At 72.1% G+C, this 15867-nt stretch carries 12 protein-coding genes; 5 read left to right on the top strand and 7 right to left on the bottom strand.

The window, feature by feature from the left end; translation table 11 throughout:
• Nucleotides 1-32: 32 nt before the first annotated feature.
• From ACIA8E_RS26520 to ACIA8E_RS26530, 3 genes are all read right to left on the bottom strand, one after another.
• Nucleotides 33-1001 carry a DUF979 domain-containing protein gene (locus tag ACIA8E_RS26520; protein ID WP_399301808.1) on the bottom strand — a complete coding sequence of 323 codons (969 nt, stop codon included), beginning with the start codon at nt 999-1001 and terminating at the stop codon, nt 33-35.
• Nucleotides 998-1729 (bottom strand): DUF969 domain-containing protein, encoded by a 732-nt coding sequence (locus ACIA8E_RS26525; protein WP_399301809.1) that lies wholly within the window; start codon nt 1727-1729, stop codon nt 998-1000. Before ACIA8E_RS26525 ends, ACIA8E_RS26520 begins: the two co-directional genes overlap by 4 nt.
• A 364-nt stretch (nt 1730-2093) precedes the next feature.
• On the bottom strand, nt 2094-2810 hold the full coding sequence (locus ACIA8E_RS26530; protein ID WP_313938545.1) for a GntR family transcriptional regulator: 717 nt from the start codon (nt 2808-2810) through the stop codon (nt 2094-2096).
• Nucleotides 2811-2984: 174 nt separating this feature from the next.
• Here ACIA8E_RS26530 and ACIA8E_RS26535 point away from each other — a divergent pair, with 174 nt between their 5' ends.
• From ACIA8E_RS26535 to ACIA8E_RS26545, 3 genes are read left to right on the top strand one after another with little or no spacing between them, the layout of a single operon-like run.
• Nucleotides 2985-3734, top strand: coding sequence for a LamB/YcsF family protein (locus ACIA8E_RS26535; RefSeq protein WP_399301897.1), 750 nt, complete (start codon nt 2985-2987; stop codon nt 3732-3734).
• A complete protein-coding gene (locus ACIA8E_RS26540) occupies nt 3731-4513 on the top strand; it encodes an allophanate hydrolase subunit 1 (RefSeq protein ID WP_399301810.1) in 783 nt (260 codons plus the stop codon). The genes ACIA8E_RS26535 and ACIA8E_RS26540 overlap by 4 nt, the downstream gene beginning before the upstream one ends.
• A complete protein-coding gene (locus tag ACIA8E_RS26545; protein ID WP_399301811.1) occupies nt 4510-5370 on the top strand; it encodes a biotin-dependent carboxyltransferase family protein in 861 nt (286 codons plus the stop codon). Before ACIA8E_RS26540 ends, ACIA8E_RS26545 begins: the two co-directional genes overlap by 4 nt.
• A gap of 23 nt (nt 5371-5393) precedes the next feature.
• Here ACIA8E_RS26545 and ACIA8E_RS26550 read toward each other — a convergent pair whose 3' ends face one another.
• Entirely contained in the window at nt 5394-7673 is a 2280-nt protein-coding gene (locus ACIA8E_RS26550; RefSeq protein ID WP_399301812.1) for a heavy metal translocating P-type ATPase, read from the bottom strand.
• A gap of 247 nt (nt 7674-7920) precedes the next feature.
• Between ACIA8E_RS26550 and ACIA8E_RS26555 the strand changes: the two genes are divergently transcribed.
• A complete protein-coding gene (locus tag ACIA8E_RS26555) occupies nt 7921-8628 on the top strand; it encodes a copper homeostasis protein CutC (RefSeq protein WP_399301813.1) in 708 nt (235 codons plus the stop codon).
• Between the two features lie 97 nt (nt 8629-8725).
• Here the strand turns inward: ACIA8E_RS26555 and ACIA8E_RS26560 are convergent, their stop codons facing one another.
• A complete protein-coding gene (locus tag ACIA8E_RS26560; RefSeq protein WP_399301814.1) occupies nt 8726-10819 on the bottom strand; it encodes a HelD family protein in 2094 nt (697 codons plus the stop codon).
• A gap of 398 nt (nt 10820-11217) precedes the next feature.
• Here ACIA8E_RS26560 and ACIA8E_RS26565 point away from each other — a divergent pair, with 398 nt between their 5' ends.
• Complete coding sequence (locus ACIA8E_RS26565) at nt 11218-11445, top strand: hypothetical protein (RefSeq protein WP_399301815.1); 228 nt, start codon at nt 11218-11220, stop codon at nt 11443-11445.
• A 94-nt stretch (nt 11446-11539) separates the two neighbouring features.
• Here the strand turns inward: ACIA8E_RS26565 and ACIA8E_RS26570 are convergent, their stop codons facing one another.
• Entirely contained in the window at nt 11540-13183 is a 1644-nt protein-coding gene (locus tag ACIA8E_RS26570; protein WP_399301816.1) for a DNA repair helicase XPB, read from the bottom strand.
• 211 nt (nt 13184-13394) lie between these two features.
• Nucleotides 13395-15851: a helicase C-terminal domain-containing protein gene (locus ACIA8E_RS26575; RefSeq protein ID WP_399301817.1), complete on the bottom strand. Its 2457-nt coding sequence runs from the start codon at nt 15849-15851 to the stop codon at nt 13395-13397.
• Nucleotides 15852-15867: the final 16 nt, after the last annotated feature.

Raw genomic sequence — 15867 nt, forward strand, 5'->3', positions numbered from 1 at the left:
GGGGAGGGGGCTCGGGTCAGGGGCGGTCCGGGTCAGAAGGCGAAGAGGGCCATGATTGCGACGTTGCAGACCAGCAGGGCCGCCGCCGTGGGGAGTTGGGCCTTGATCGGGCCGTACTGGTCCTTGAGTTCGAGCAGCGCGGCGGGAACCAGGTTGAAGTTGGCGGCCATCGGGGTGACGAGGGTGCCGCAGAAGCCGCAGAGCATGCCGATCGCGAGGATCGCGGGCGCGTTGCCGTTCATCTGCTGGATGAGGACGGGCCAGCCGATCGCGGCGGTCATCACCGGGAACGCGGCGAAGGCATTGCCCATGACGATGGTGAACAGCGCCATGCCGCAGCAGTAGACGGCCACGGCCACGAACTTCTGGCCGTCCGGCAGCACCGCCTCAGTGATCCTTCCGACCTGCTCGCCGACACCGGCGGACTGGAAGATCGAGCCGAGGACTGCGAGCAGCTGAGGCAGGATCAGCGCCCAGCCCATCGATTCCAGCATGTTGCGGCCGGAGTGCAGTGGTACGGAGATTTTCCGCTCGCGCAACAGCACCATGCCCACGATCAGCGCGGCGATGGCGCCGACGCCGAGGCCGAGGATGGTCTCGTACCCCGGTTCCAGGACCGGTTCGCCACCGATCTTCCAGTTCTTCACGAGCGTCGCGCAGATCATCGCGACGACGGGGATGGTGAGAGCCGGAAGGAACAGTTTGTTGCCGAAGCGGGCGGCCGAGGCTGCGCGCTTCTCGCGGGGAGGAGTGTGTGATGCGCCCTTGCCGGTGAGACCGCAGCCGCCCAGGACGATCAGGATCAGGACGGCGACGCCCAGCGGTTCGGCGGGGAGGGACTTGTCGACGACTCCGGTGGAGTAGAAGAACGCGGCGCCCAGCAGACCCCAGAACCCGGCCGATCCGAAGCGCTTGGGGTTGCTGCGGTCCATGACCATCTGCGCGGCCATGACGAGGAACACCGCGCCGACCAGCCAGAAGAAGTACTCGGACTTGATCACTTGGCGTCCTCCGTCCGGAGCCCGGCGCGTGTCGTCAGGTCGTTCTCGGCGGCGGCGACGGCGAGTTCGCGCTCCAGCTGCCGGTCCAGGTTGAGCAGGCGGGCCCCGTGGATCAGGAAGGCGCAGATCGCGGAGGGGATCGCCCACAGGGCCAGGTGCAAGGGTTCGAGGTGCTGGTCGTACGTGGAGTTGACGAAGCCGGTGATCAGCAGGATCGATCCGATGGCGATGAAGCAGTCCTCGCCGAAGAACACTCCGATGGTGTCGGCGCCGGACGCGTGCGAGCGGACCTTCTCGCGCAGCTTCTGCGGCAGCGGACGACCTGCCTTGGCCTCGGCGGCGGCCTCGGCCATCGGGGCGATCAGCGGCCGCACACTCTGCGCGGGGCCGCCGATGCTGGTGAGGCCGACGGAGGCGGTGAGCTGCCGTATCAGCAGATAGAGCGCCAGGAAGCGGCCGGTGGTCAGCCTCCCCAGCTTGCCGATGAGCGTACGGGCCTGCTCCTGGAGTCCGTACCGCTCGAGAAGCCCGATGACGGGCAGGGTGATGACGAAGACGGTCACGGAGCGCGCGGAGGCGAAGCTGGTGCCGAATGTGGCCAGCACCTCCTGCGGGGAGAGCTTGCCGAGCAGCCCTGTGACGATGCCTGCGACACCCACCACGAGGAGGGGATTGCGGCGGGTGGCGAATCCGAGGATCACCACGAGCACGCCGAGGAGAACGATCACGCGTCGGCCTTCTTCCGCGCATGGACGTGCAGGCATGCCTGCACGATCCAGATCGGACGGGGGTAGTGCGCGAGACATTAAGCGATTGTTCAACAAACCCACAAGGGTGTGGGCTGCATGGATAGCAAAGTGTGAGGTGGGGCCGGGGTGGGCGGGGCGCGTTCGGCCGGTACGGGCGACAGATGGTGCGATTTGGCCCTGATCTGCAGTTTCGCCCGGAAGGAGTCCGGCGCGTGGCGTGAGGGATGAGGTTCGGGGGATGGCGCGGATTGTGGAACGTTCCATGCGCGACTCGGTCCGGCGCGGGGTGGATCGCCGGGCCGTACGGAGTGGGGTCGCCGTGCGGCGGGTGTCCGGAGCGGGGCTATCGCGCGGTCAGGCGCTCCGCGTACGCCTCCGCCAGCTGGCGCCGTGAGTCCTCCAGGTAGAAGGCCAGCATCCGCTCGGCTCCCGCCGCGTCGCCCTCGGCGAGTCTGTCCGCGATCTCCCGGTTCCGGGTGAGGTAGGGCTCGTGGAACCGGCGCGGGTCGGCCATCACGTGGAAGGCCAGCCGCAGTTCGGCGAGGACGTTGCGCATGAGCTCGTCCGTGCGGGGGCTGTTCGCGAGACCGGCCAGGGCCTGGTGGAAGCGGATGTTGGCGGTCGAGCAGCCCGGCCAGTCGCCCGCCAGCGCCGCCTGCTCGCCCGTCGAGACGGCCGCCTCGACGGCCGTCAGGTCGTACGGCGGCTCGCCCAGTGTCCGCAGGGCGGCGCACTCGACGAGCAGCCGGACCCGGTAGATGTCCACCAGGTCGTCGACGGCGAGGACGCGGACGAAGACGCCCTTGTTGAGCCGGTGTTCCAGGAGGCGTTCGTGCGACAGCAGGCGGAACGCCTCGCGCAGGGTGTTCCGGGACACCGCGAGGGCTCCGCTGATGCTCTCCTCGGAGAGCCGGCTGCCCGGGGGGAAGTAGCCTTCGGTGATCCGGTCCCGCAGGATGGCGGCGACCCGCTCGGCGGTGCCGGACCGGGCCAGGGAGGCACTGTCCGCCGCCAGTTCCGAGAGATCCGGAGAAGTCCGGCCGCCCGCATTCCCCGCCATGCCCCGTCCTCCGCCTGTTGCCGTGCGCGTCGTCCGGTGCGCACTCTGTGCCCAGTGAACCGTACGGGCGTCTCGCTCCCCAAGCCAGGTCTTGTCAGATTGTTGAACAATCGCTAGCGTGCGCCCGTGATGGATCTGACGAACCCGACGAACCCGGCGAGCCCGACGAACCCGATGGATCTCAACGCGGATCTCGGCGAAGGGTTCGGGCACTGGACCCTCACCGATGACGACGCGCTGCTCGACTGCGTCACCAGCGCCAATGTGGCCTGCGGGTTCCACGCGGGCGACGCCTCCGTGATGCGGCGGGTCTGCGACATCGCGGCCGCCAGGGGCGTCCGGATCGGCGCCCAGGTCGCCTACCGCGATCTGGCCGGCTTCGGGCGTCGCTCCATGGATGTGCCACCCGCCGAACTCACCGCCGAGATCGCCTACCAGATCGGCGCCCTGCGGGTCTTCGCCGAAGCGGCCGGCTCCACGGTCGCGTACGTCAAACCGCACGGCGCCCTCTACAACCGCGCCGTCTGGGACGACGACCAGGCCGCAGCCGTGGTCGAGGGCGTCAGGCTGGCCGGCGGGGACCTGGCGGTGCTCGGGCTCCCCGGGTCGCGCCTGCTCGACCACGCCCGGGCCGTGGGTCTCACCGCCGTCGAGGAGGCCTTCGCCGACCGCGCGTACACCCCGCAGGGCACGCTGGTCCCACGGAGCGAGCCCGGCGCGGTGCTGCACGACGAGGACGAAGTCGTACGCCGCAGTGTCGGGATGGCGGTGGACCGGGGCGTCACCGGCGCGGACGGCAGCCGGATACCCGTCGCGGCACGCTCGCTGTGCGTGCACGGGGACACCCCGGGCGCGGCGGCGCTGGCACGCAGGATCAGAGCGGCGCTCGAAGAAGCGGGCGTGGCCGTGCGGGCATTCGCATGAGCGCGGGCGCCGGCGCCGCGCGTGGCGTCACGGCCGAGCGGAGCGTCCTCACGGGACGGTCCCGTGACGCGCGTACGTCCGGGGCGCCGGGGACGAGCGCCCGCCCGTCCCGCGACGCGAGCACCCCGGCCGGCATCCGCGTTCTTCCCGCCGGGGCCGGAGCACTGCTCGTCGAGCTGTCCTCCGGTGAGCACGCCGAGGCCTTTCATGCCGAACTGCTGCGGCGTCGCGCACGCGGTGAACTGCCCGCCGTACGCGAGATCGTTCCCGGTGCCCGGACCGTCCTGCTCGACGGCATCGCGGACCGCACCCCGGACGGCAGCGCGCGGCTCGCCCGGGAACTCGTCTCCTGGGAGGTGCCGCCGCTGCGGCGCGACACCGGGGAGGCCGTCGAGATCCCCGTCGTCTACGACGGCCCGGACCTCGCCGACGTCGCAGCGGCCTGGGGCGTCACCGTCGCCGACGTGCCCCGCATCCACGCCGGGACCGAATTCCGCGTGGCTTTCTGCGGGTTCGCCCCCGGTTTCGGCTACCTCACCGGCCTCCCCGAGCATCTGCACATGCCGCGCCGCGCGACTCCGCGCACCAGGGTTCCGGCCGGCGCGCTGGCCCTCGCGGGGGCGTACACCGGGGTGTACCCGCGCCCGTCGCCCGGCGGCTGGCAGATCATCGGGCGGATGCCCGAGCCGGGCGAACTGTGGAACCCGGCCCGCGAACCGGCCGCCCTGCTGAGCCCCGGGGCGCGGGTGCGCTTCGTCGCGGCGGAGGTGCGGCCATGACCGGTGCCATCGAGGTGGTCAGGGCCGGAGCCCTGACCACCGTTCAGGACGCGGGCCGTATCGGCTGGGCGCACCTCGGGGTGCCGCGCGCCGGCGCCCTGGACGCCCCCTCCCGCCGCCTCGCCAACCGGCTGGCCGGAAACCCCGCGGACGCGGCGCTGCTGGAGACGACCGCCACCGGCTGCGCGGTCCGCCCGGACCGGCCGGTGGTCGCCGTCGTCGGCGGTGCGCCCTGCCAGGTCTCGGTCGACGGCCGGCCCGTGGCCTGGGGGACACCCGTGCACGTACCGGCGGGCGCGGTGCTCGACGCCGGCCCCGCGGTGCAGGGGCTGCGCAGCTATCTCGCGTTCGGGGGCGGCCTCCTGCCGGAACCGGTACTGGGCAGCAGGTCCGCGGACCTGCTCTCCGGGCTCGGCCCGGCCCCGCTGCGGGACGGCGACGTACTGCCGCTGGGGCAAGGGGCGTCGCGGCCCGCGGCCCCCGACGCCGTGCCCTGGCCGGGCGCGCCCGCCGAGCTCGTTCTCCCGGTACGCCTCGGCCCCCGCCACACCTGGTTCACGGATCAGGCGCTGCGCACGCTCACCACGGCCACGTACCGGGTCTCGCCGCACAGCAACCGGATCGGCCTGCGCACGGAGGGACCGGCTCTGGCACGCGCCCACGAGGGCGAACTGCCCAGCGAGGGGATGGTGCTCGGCGCCATTCAGGTGCCGCCGGACGGCCGCCCGGTGGTGTTCCTCAACGACCATCCGACAACCGGGGGTTATCCGGTCGTCGGGGTCGTGGACGAGACCGCACTCGCGGGGGCGGCACAGGCGGTGCCGGGCACCCGGGTGCGGTTCGTGAGCGCGGGCTGAGCACCGGCCCCGTCGGGCCGGTCCTACGCCGCCGCGCGGAACCCCCGCAGCCGCAACGAGTTGCCCACCACGAACACCGACGAGAACGCCATCGCCGCCCCCGCGATCATCGGGTTGAGCAGCCCCGCCGCGGCCAGCGGCAGCGCCGCCACGTTGTACGCGAACGCCCAGAACAGGTTCGTACGGATCGTCCCCAGCGTCTTCCGCGACAGCCGGATCGCGTCCGCCGCCGCCCGCAGGTCCCCGCGGACCAGGGTCAGGTCGCCGGCCTCGATGGCCGCGTCCGTGCCCGTGCCCATCGCCAGGCCCAGGTCCGCCTGGGCCAGCGCCGCCGCGTCGTTGACACCGTCGCCGACCATCGCGACCGAACGGCCCTGCTTCTGCAGCCGCTTGACGACATCGACCTTCTCCTCGGGCATGACCTGCGCGTACACGTCGTCCCGGTCGATCCCGACCTCCGCCGCGACCGACTCCGCCACCGCCAGGTTGTCCCCGGTGAGGAGGAGGGGTGTCAGGCCCAGGGCCCGCAGCCACGCGATCGCCTCGGCGCTGGTGTCCTTCACCTCGTCGGCGACCTCCAGGACCGCCCGCGCCTCGCCGTCCCAGGCCACCGCGACGGCCGTCCGTCCGGCCGCTTCCGCCGCCGCCTTCTTCCGGGCCAGCTCATCGGGCAGGTGGATCTCCCACTCGGCGAGCAGCTGCTCACGGCCGACGAGGACGGCGTGGCCCTCGACAACACCCTGGACGCCGAGGCCCGCGATGCTGGTGAACTCCTCGGGGACGGGCAGTGCCGCCCGGGTCCGTTCGCGGGCGCCGGTGGCGACCGCTTGGGCGATGGGGTGTTCGGAGGCGTGCTCCAGGGCGCCTGCCAGCCGCAGCACCTGTGATGCGTCGGTGCCTGCCGCCGTGTGGGTGTCCTGGAGGGTCATCCGGCCGGTGGTGACGGTACCGGTCTTGTCGAGGACGATCGTGTCGATACGGCGTGTGGTCTCCAGGACCTCGGGTCCCTTGATCAGGATGCCGAGCTGTGCGCCGCGCCCTGTGCCGACCATGAGGGCGGTGGGTGTGGCGAGGCCGAGGGCGCAGGGGCAGGCGATGATCAGTACGGCGACGGCGGCGGTGAACGAGGCCGTCACGTCGTCGGTGAGAAGCAGCCAGACGACGAGAGTGGCCAGCGCGATCAGCAGGACGACCGGGACGAACACCGCCGAGATCCGGTCGGCGAGGCGCTGCACCTCGGCCTTCCCGTTCTGGGCGTCCTCGACGAGCCTGGCCATCCGTGCCAGCTGGGTGTCGGCGCCGACCCGGGTCGCCTCGACGACGAGCCGGCCGCCCGCGTTGAGCGTGGCACCGGTGACGGCGTCACCGACCCCGACCTCGACCGGCACCGATTCGCCGGTGAGCATGGACGCGTCCACCGCCGAGGCGCCCTCGGTGACGGTGCCGTCGGTCGCGATCTTCTCGCCCGGACGGACCAGGAACCGGTTCCCGACCTGCAGATCGGCCGTCGGCACGGTCACCTCGCGGCCGCCCCTCAGCACGGTGACCTCCTTCGCACCCAGCTCCAGGAGCGTCTTGAGCGCTGCGCCTGCCTTCCGCTTGGAGCGGGCCTCGAACCAGCGGCCGGCCAGGATGAACGCGGTGACTCCGGCCGCGGCCTCCAGGTAGATGTTCCCGGCGCCGTCGCTGCGGCCGATGGTCAGCTCGAAGGGGTGCGTCATGCCCGGCATCCCGGCCGTGCCGAAGAACAGTGCCCACACGGACCACAGGAACGCGGCCGATGTGCCGACGGAGATCAGTGTGTCCATCGTCGCCGCGCCGTGCCGGGCGTTGGTCCAGGCGGCGCGGTGGAACGGCCAGGCGGCGTAGGTGACGACGGGTGCGGTCAGGGTCAGTGAGAGCCACTGCCAGTACATGAACTGCAGCGCCGGGATCATCGCCATCGCGATCACCGGGACGGCGAGCACGACGGCGGTGAGCAGCCGCTGCCGCAGCGGGCGGAGCGCGTCGGCCCCGTCCTCGGCGGCGGGCGTGGACTCCTCGGTCCGTACCGGAGGCGCGGGCTGCCGCGCCGTGTAGCCGGTCTTCTCGACGGTGGCGATCAGGTCCTGTACGGAGACGTCCTCGTCCCGGTAGCCGACCTTGGCCTTCTCGGTGGCGTAGTTGACGGTGGCGGTGACGCCGTCCATCCGGTTGAGCTTCTTCTCGATGCGGGCCGCGCACGAGGCGCAGGTCATGCCGCCGATGGAGAGCTCGACCTCTGCGGTGGTGCCGGTGCCGGTTGCGGCGGTGTGCGCGGGCACGGTGTCCTCCCTGGCGCGATATACCCCTAGGGGGTATCTGATACTGATGTATGTATACCCCCCACCCCTATGAAGTGCAAGGGGGGATCCGGTGCCGAGCTGCGGACCCGGGCGTGTCCGGCCGCCGGGCACCCCTCTGACCTCGCGTATCTTCACGTCCGCAGGGGAAGCTGCACCTTCAGCCGACTGACCCGTAGGCTGGCCATTGGACTAGACCTATAGCTGTTTACTGGAGGAATGGGGTCCCATGAGCAACCGTGCAGTCCTGGAGGTGATCGCTCTCGACGCGGAGGACGCGGTCGCTGCCCAGGCGGGTGGTGCAGACCGGCTCGAGCTGGTCACCGACATGGCGGCGGACGGACTCACCCCGTCCTGCGCGACCTTCGCGAAGATCCGTGCCGCAGTCGACATTCCGCTGCGGGTGATGCTCAGGGTGGCCGACGGCTTCGCGGCCGGTGACATCGACGTACTCGTACGGAAGGCGCGCGAGCTGCGGGCCGAGGGTGCCGAGGAATTCGTCCTCGGCTTCCTGGACGCGCAGGGCCACGCGGACCTCGTCGCCGTCGAGCGGCTCGTCGCCGAGCTGGACGGCTGCAGCTGGACGTTCCACCGTGCGATCGACCGCGCCACCGACCGGGACGCCCTGCGCAAGCAGCTGGCGGACCTGCCCGGCCTCGACACGTACCTCACGGCCGGATCGGCGCTCGGCGTCGACGACGGCATCCCGACGCTGCTCGTCGAGGCGGCACGGAAGGGTGAGCCCGGGTACGAGCCGCAGATCCTGGTGGGGGGCGGGCTGCGGCTCGAACACCTGCCGGAGCTGCTGGCCGCGGGCATCGACGCGGTGCACATCGGGGGCGCGGCGCGCCCCGAGGGATGGGACGCGCCGGTGGACGTGGCAGCGGTACGGGAGTGGCGGACGCGGCTCGACGGGCAGGGCGGCTCGCCGGGGTGACCGGTTCCGTCCTCGATTTCCCCCATGGCCTCAAGGGCATGGGGGACTCCTCGACGGGCGGGAAGGCCCAGCCCGTCAGGCGATCGAGGCTCGGTGGCTACCGGACGGCCCCGGTAGCCCCGAGCGCCTCCGGCAATCCCGCCGCGTGCACCACCGTCAACCCCGACACCGCACGGGTCAGCGCCACGTACAGCCGGCGCAGGCCCGTGCGTTCGTCCGGTTCGCCGTCGACCACCGCCGCCGGCTCGTCCAGCACCACATAGTCGTACTCCAGCCCCTTCGCCAGCGACGCCGGGACCAGCGTCAGCCGGGACTCGGCCGTCGTCTCCTCGCCGGGGGACAGGTACGCGTGTCCCGCCGCCGTCAGCGCCTCCGCCAGCGCCGGGATCCGGGCGTCCGCCGCGATCAGGCCGATCGACCCCTCCTGGGTCAGCGACTCCTCGCACGCCGCGAGCACCGCTGCGTCCAGAGCGGCCGGGCCGGCCACTTCCCGTACCGCCAGTGAACCCGGCGACTCACGCACCGATTCCACCTCCGCGAGACCCGGCGAGATCACCGGCAGCAGCCGTGACGCGTACGCGATGACCTCCCTCGGCACACGGAAGCCCGCCGTCAGCTCCTCCACCACCGCGTCCTCCTTGCCCAGGTGGTGCAGCGCCTGCGCCCAGCTCTCGGTCGACCACGGCGTCGTCCCCTGCGCCAGGTCGCCGAGCACGGTCGCCGAACCGGTCGTGCAGCGGCGGCCCACCGCCCGGTACTGCATGGGGGAGAGGTCCTGCGCCTCGTCGAGGACGACATGGCCGAGCGAGTGTGTACGCGCCACCAGATCGTTCGCCTCGTCGATCAGCACCGCGTCCGCCGCCGACCACTTCGCCGACTTCACGCTCCGGGCCGGTTTCGTCCACAGGATCGTCTTCTGCTCGTCCTCGGTGAGCAGCCCGTCCGCGTGCGCGGCCAGAAACTCCGGGTCGGAGAGAAGCCGCAGCACCAGCTTCGCCGGTTCGACGGCGGGCCAGATCGCCTTCACCGCCGCCTTGACCGCGGGAGTACGGGCCACCGCGTTCTGCACCCGGTCATCAGGGGCCTCGCCGGCCTCCTCCATCCGCACCAGGACGGCGTGCGCGATGCGCTGCGGAAGCGCCTCGTGCGCTGCGCCGTACCGCATCTCGCGGGCCAGCAACTCGGTGACCATCTCTTCCAGTTCGTACGCGGGCACCCGCCAGCGGCGCGAACCGCGCACCACCATCACCGGCTCCGTCGGCAGCGTCACATGCGAACGGATCGCCCGCCGCAGCACCTCCGCCATCCGGGCATCACCCTTGACGACGGCCGCCTCCGCCGCGTCCGTACCCCGCACCTCGACATGCGCCGCCACCAGATCGTCGACGGTCGCCTGCTTCACCTCCAGCTCACCGAGGGCCGGGAGCACCTGCTCGATGTAGTGGAGGAACGACCGGTTCGGCCCGATGACCAGCGTGCCGGTGCGGGCGAGCCGGTCACGGTGCGCGTAGAGCAGATACGCGACCCGGTGCAGACCGACGGCGGTCTTGCCGGTTCCGGGACCTCCCTGCACGCAGACCGTCCCGCCGAGCCCGCTGCGGACGATCTCGTCCTGCTCGGGCTGGATCGTCGCCACGATGTCGCGCATCGGGCCGACGCGCGGCCGCTCGATCTCCGCCTGGAGCAGTTTGCTGGTCTGCGCGGCCTCGGTGGGGTCGCTGAGGTGCTCGTCCTCGTACGCGGTCAGCTCGCCGCCGGTGTACCCGAAGCGGCGGCGCTGTCCGACGTCCTGCGGGTCCTTCTTCGAAGCCCGGTAGAACGGCTGCGAGACGGGCGCACGCCAGTCGATGACCATCGGATCGCCGTCGGCGTCATGGACGTGCCGGCGCCCGATGTAGAACTGCTCTCCCTCCGCGCCCTCGGCCTGCTCGGCACCGACCGGGTGCAGATAGTCGAGACGGCCGAAGAAGAGCGGGGTGTGGGAGAGGTCGGCGAGCGACTTGATGCGTTCGTCGATCTGGGCCTGCAGGACTGCGGCGTTGACCCAGTTCGCGGTGACGTCGCGGATGTCGAGGGCCTGGGCGTCCTCCCGCATGGCGCGCAACGCGGCCCGGGACGCCGCGAGATGGGCGCGCTCGCGAGCCAGCGGATCGGTGGTGGTGGTGTCGCTTTCGTGTTCGTGCGCGGGCACGGTGTTGCCTCCGGCTTTTCAACGCAGGACGGCGGCCCGCAGCTCGCTCCCGGTCACGGCCAGGGGGCGATGCGGTCCGCTCGAGGATCGATCACGGGGTACGCACACAGGTGCACGTACGACTGTCGGCCGGTTTCCGTCCGGTCGGCGGCGCTCCCCCGGCTGCCGGCGACGAGCCGGTACCACGGTGCGGGAGGCGGGCAGACCGGCGATTGTATCGACCGCGATCGGCGGGGTCGAACGAATTAGGCTGCCCGGTCCACCGCCCGTCCACCCACGGTCCACCCCCGCGTCCACCCCGTAGGGGACGGCATGCGACCGGAGGCCTATGCGAAGACCGCGGGGATTCCGCCCGTGGGCCGATGCCCTTACGGGACAGGCGCAGGACCATGGACTACATGAGCACCGCCAGCCTGAACTCACACGGGACCAGCCCCGCGCACGGCGCGACGGCCACCACCGGTCACCCGCCCACCCACCACATCGGCGACGCCGTGCGCGCCGGGAAGGTTTTCGCACGCGCCGCGTTCGGCGTGGCCGTCCTCGGTGAGTACGCGGAGGAGGCGGGCGTCGTCCGCCGCGACCATCGAGAACAGCACGACCGCTCCGTGCGCCGCGAACACTGAGTACGGCGGGGCCACTGACGCACGCGCCGGTACGAGCATCCGGTGCCGAGGTGACGAGCCCCGGCCCGCGCCGGGACCCGTCCGATTCACCTGCTCAGTTGTCCGTCAGCAGCTCGTCCGCGTCCACGATCCGGTACGCGTATCCCTGCTCGGCCAGGAACCGCTGGCGGTGTGCCGCGAAGTCCTGGTCGATCGTGTCGCGGGCGACCACCGAGTAGAACCGGGCCTCGTGCCCGTCCGCCTTCGGCCGCAGCACCCGGCCGAGCCGCTGTGCCTCCTCCTGCCGTGAGCCGAACGTGCCCGACACCTGGATGGCGACGGTCGCCTCCGGCAGGTCGATCGAGAAGTTCGCGACCTTCGACACGACGAGGACGCTGAGCTCACCCTGGCGGAACGCGTCGAAGAGCTTCTCCCGCTGGGCGTTGCTCGTCTCGCCCTTGATCACCGGTGCGTCCAGATGCTCGCCCAGCTCGTCGAGCTGGTCGATGTACTGCCCGATGACGAGGGTCTGCTCGCCCCGGTGCTTGCGCACCAGCGCCTCCGTCACCTTCCGCTTCGTCGCGGTCGTCGCGCAGAACCGGTACTTCTCCTCAGCCTCGGCGGTCGCGTAGGCCAGCCGCTCCGAGTCCGTCAGATTGACCCGGACCTCGACACAGTCGGCAGGCGCGATGTACCCCTGCGCCTCGATCTCCTTCCACGGCGCGTCGAACCGCTTGGGGCCGATCAGCGAGAAGACGTCCGACTCGCGGCCGTCCTCCCGGACGAGCGTCGCGGTGAGGCCGAGCCGCCGCCGGGCCTGCAGGTCGGCGGTGAACTTGAAGACCGGTGCGGGCAGCAGATGCACCTCGTCGTAGATCACCAGACCCCAGTCGCGGGAGTCGAACAGCTCCAGATGCGGATAGATGCCCTTACGGCGGGTCGTCAGCACCTGGTACGTGGCGATGGTGACCGGCCGGATCTCCTTGCGCGTACCGCTGTACTCGCCGATCTCGTCCTCGGTCAGCGATGTCCGCTTCACCAACTCGTGCTTCCACTGCCGGGCCGAGACGGTGTTCGTCACCAGGATCAGCGTGGTCGCCTTGGCCTCCGCCATCGCACCGGCCCCGACCAGCGTCTTGCCCGCACCACAGGGCAGTACGACGACACCGGAGCCGCCGTGCCAGAACCCCTCGACGGCCTGCTTCTGGTACGGCCGCAGCGCCCAGCCGTCCTCGGCCAGCTCGATCGGGTGCGCCTCGCCGTCGACGTACCCGGCGAGGTCCTCGGCCGGCCAGCCCAGCTTCAGCAGCGTCTGCTTGATCTGTCCGCGCTCGGACGGGTGCACCGCCACGGTGTCCGGGTCGATCCGGGCCCCGACCAGCGGCTGGACCTTCTTCGACCGGAGGATCTCCTCCAGCACCGGCCGGTCCGTGGAGGTCAGCACCAGCCCGTGGACCGGATGCTTGGAGAGCGTGAGGCGGCCGTACCGGGCCATCGTCTCGGCGATGTCGACGAGCAGCGCGTGCGGTACCGGATAGCGCGAGTAGTGCACGAGCGCGTCGACGACCTGCTCGGCGTCGTGCCCGGCGGCACGTGCGTTCCACAGGCCGAGGGGGGTCAGCCGGTAGGTGTGGATGTGCTCGGGCGCCCGCTCCAGTTCCGCGAAGGGCGCGATCGCGCGACGGCAGGCATCGGCCTGGTCGTGGTCGACTTCCAGGAGCAGCGTCTTGTCGCTCTGGACGATGAGGGGTCCGGTCACGCGTCTCGGCCCTTTCTACGGGGTGCGGCCGCACGTGCGGCCAAACGTCCAGTGTGCCGCATGCGGGGTAGGTGGCGCGTAGGTGTCGGCCGACGGGATGCCCGGCCACTCGCTCGCGTGGGGGTACCGGACGTGTCCTGGCCCGCCGGTGCCCCACCTCGGGCTGTGGAACGCACGCGCCGGAGGTGGCTCGTCCCGCTGGACCGGGAGGTCAGGTGGTGGCGTCGTCGGCCAGTTCGGCGACGCCGGTGATCCGGTGCAGCGGGTAGGTGCGGACCTCGTCCGCCGTGTGGTCGTACGCCGTCACGAAGCCGCCCTCCACCCGGACCGGGGCGATGACCCGCTGGCTGGCCGCGCCCTCCGCATTGACATACCCGATCCACACCGCGGAGCCCGTCATGGCCGCCGCCTGGACCGTGGCGAGGGTCTCGGCGGATGTCGTGCGGGGCAGTGAGCCGGCCGTGGCGGCGGTCCCGTCCGTCTCCTTGTGGACGACCGTCGCGGCCGTGTCCCCGGCGCGGATCGCCCGTACCGCCGCGCCCAGCAGCGTTCCGTCGGGGACCGGCGGGCCCTCGGGGACGGGGGCGGGCGGTGTACGGGGCGGGGTGCGGCGGGTGCCCGCGCGGGTGATCAGGACGTCGCCCTCGGCGGACTCGGCGGCCGGGGCGTAGCCCATCTCGCGCAGCCCTTCGAGCAGGGACGCCGGGTCGATCTGGGCGGCCAGCGCCGTCGGTGCGAGGCGGCGCAGGCGCAGGGTGGCCGAGCGTCGGTCGGCGAGGATCTCGTTGAGCACGGCCTCGTCGTCGCAGCGTACGTACGCGGACGCGGCGCCGATCCGCAGATGGCCGTGGCGGCGGGCGACGTCGTCGATGAGGTAGCTGAGGGGCTGCGGGACCGGCGTACGGCTGTGCGCGGCGAGGAACGCGTGCAGATCGGCCGCGGACTGTCCGGCGTCCAGCGCGCGGCGTACGGAGCCGGGCGTGAACCGGTAGACCGTCGCACCACCCTTCGACTCGATGTCCGCGAGGACGGACAGCGTGTCGGCGAGGGGGCGTTCCAGCGGGCCGGGCGCAACGGCCGTCAGGTCGGCCTGGAGCAGCACGTGGTCGAGGGGTTCCGGGATGAGCGGGGCGAGCAGCGCGGCGGCCTTCGCGGGCCCGGAGTCGAGCAGGGCGCGGGACTGGGAGGAGAGCGCGCCGCGGCCGGTGATGCCGAGGAGTTCGGACTCGTTCAGCGTCCACAGGGCGATGCGGGACCGCAGGTCGGTGGTGCTCCCGGCGGAGGTGGAGGCGCCGCGCAGCGGCCGCTCCCAGCGGAGCCGGGCGAGCAGCGTCTCCGGGTCCGGGGCGGTGCCGGGGTCCAGCGAGGCGAGCAGGGCCAGGATGCGGTGGCGCACCTCGGGGGCGGCCGAGCGGTCGAGGTCGGGGCCGAGTGCGGACAGGGCCCGGCCCTTGGCGTCCTGGCCGCCGACCAGGCCGGCGGTGCGGGTGGCGGTGAGCCAGGTGGTGGCGAGGTGCACCCAGCGGTCCTGGACGGGGAGTTCGGTCCAGTCGTCGTACGCGGGCGTCGGCGCGTACCGCTCGTCGGCCTCGCCGTCGGAGGCCAGCAGCCCGGCCGCGTAGGCGAGTTCGAGCCAGAACGTGGCGATCGGCTCGGAGACGTCGAGGACGGCCGCTGTCCGCTTCAGCTCGCGGACGCTGAGGCCGCCGGCGCGCAGTATCGGTGGGCCGCCGCCGTTCCAGCTCGTCAGGAGTTCCTCGACGGTGGACACCGCCAGGAATGCCTGCCCCGCCGCCGCTCTGTCCACAGCCTGGGGATCGCGCGTCGCGGCCGCCACGACGGCGGGCGGCAGCGGCTCCGGTACGCGGTGGGCGCGCCCGGCCCGCAGATGCAGGGCAGCCTCGCGCGGCAGGACGACGGTGCGCGTCGACACGGGCAGCAGCAGCCCGCGGTCGCGCAGCCACTTCACGGGCGGAGTCGGGTTCGGGGTCACCTCCCCGTACGGCGGGCCCCACACCAGCCGGTCCAGCACCGACAGGGCCTCGACGGGAGCGGTGTCGAGCAGCTCGCCCATCCTGGTGCGGTCGGTGAAGAGCGCGGACAAGGAGGCGACGGCGGAGACCGGGTCATGGGTGGCGGGCAGCCCGGCCGCCGCCAGGATCTCCTGGAGCCGGCCCGGCGACATGCCGGCTGTGGCCTCGGCGACGGTCGGCCCCAGCCCGGTGGGGGAGGGGTGCTGCGGGGACGGGGCAAGGAGTTCGCGCGCGGTACGCACCAGCCGCAGCCGGCCGTCCTCACCCCAGACGAGGGCCTGTTCGCGCAGCGTCGCGAGGGCGCCGGGTGCCGCGCTCCGGATCGCCGTACCTGCGTCGTCGCGGGCCGTGCCGTCGTCCTGGCCGTCGCCGGTGAGCAGGGCGAGCAGGATGTCGTACGGGGCCGGATCGGGCGCGACGGCCAGCGCTTCCGCGGTCTGCAGGGCGAACCGGTCGAGGTGCTCCAGCGCGCGTACGACAGAGGCCCGGGTGCCGGCCCTCGTGGCCAGCTGGGTGATGTCGTTCGGCACCGGAGACAGAAGATCGGGGCGGGCGCGGAGCAGCCCGGCCAACGACTCGTCGTCCCGGGCGCGCAGAGCTTCGGCGAGCGTCCGCGGTGGTGTGGTCATCCCCATCCGTCCCACGGTAGTC

It is taken from the genome of Streptomyces sp. NPDC051664, from assembly GCF_044453545.1.
In the GTDB taxonomy this organism is placed as follows: domain Bacteria; phylum Actinomycetota; class Actinomycetes; order Streptomycetales; family Streptomycetaceae; genus Streptomyces.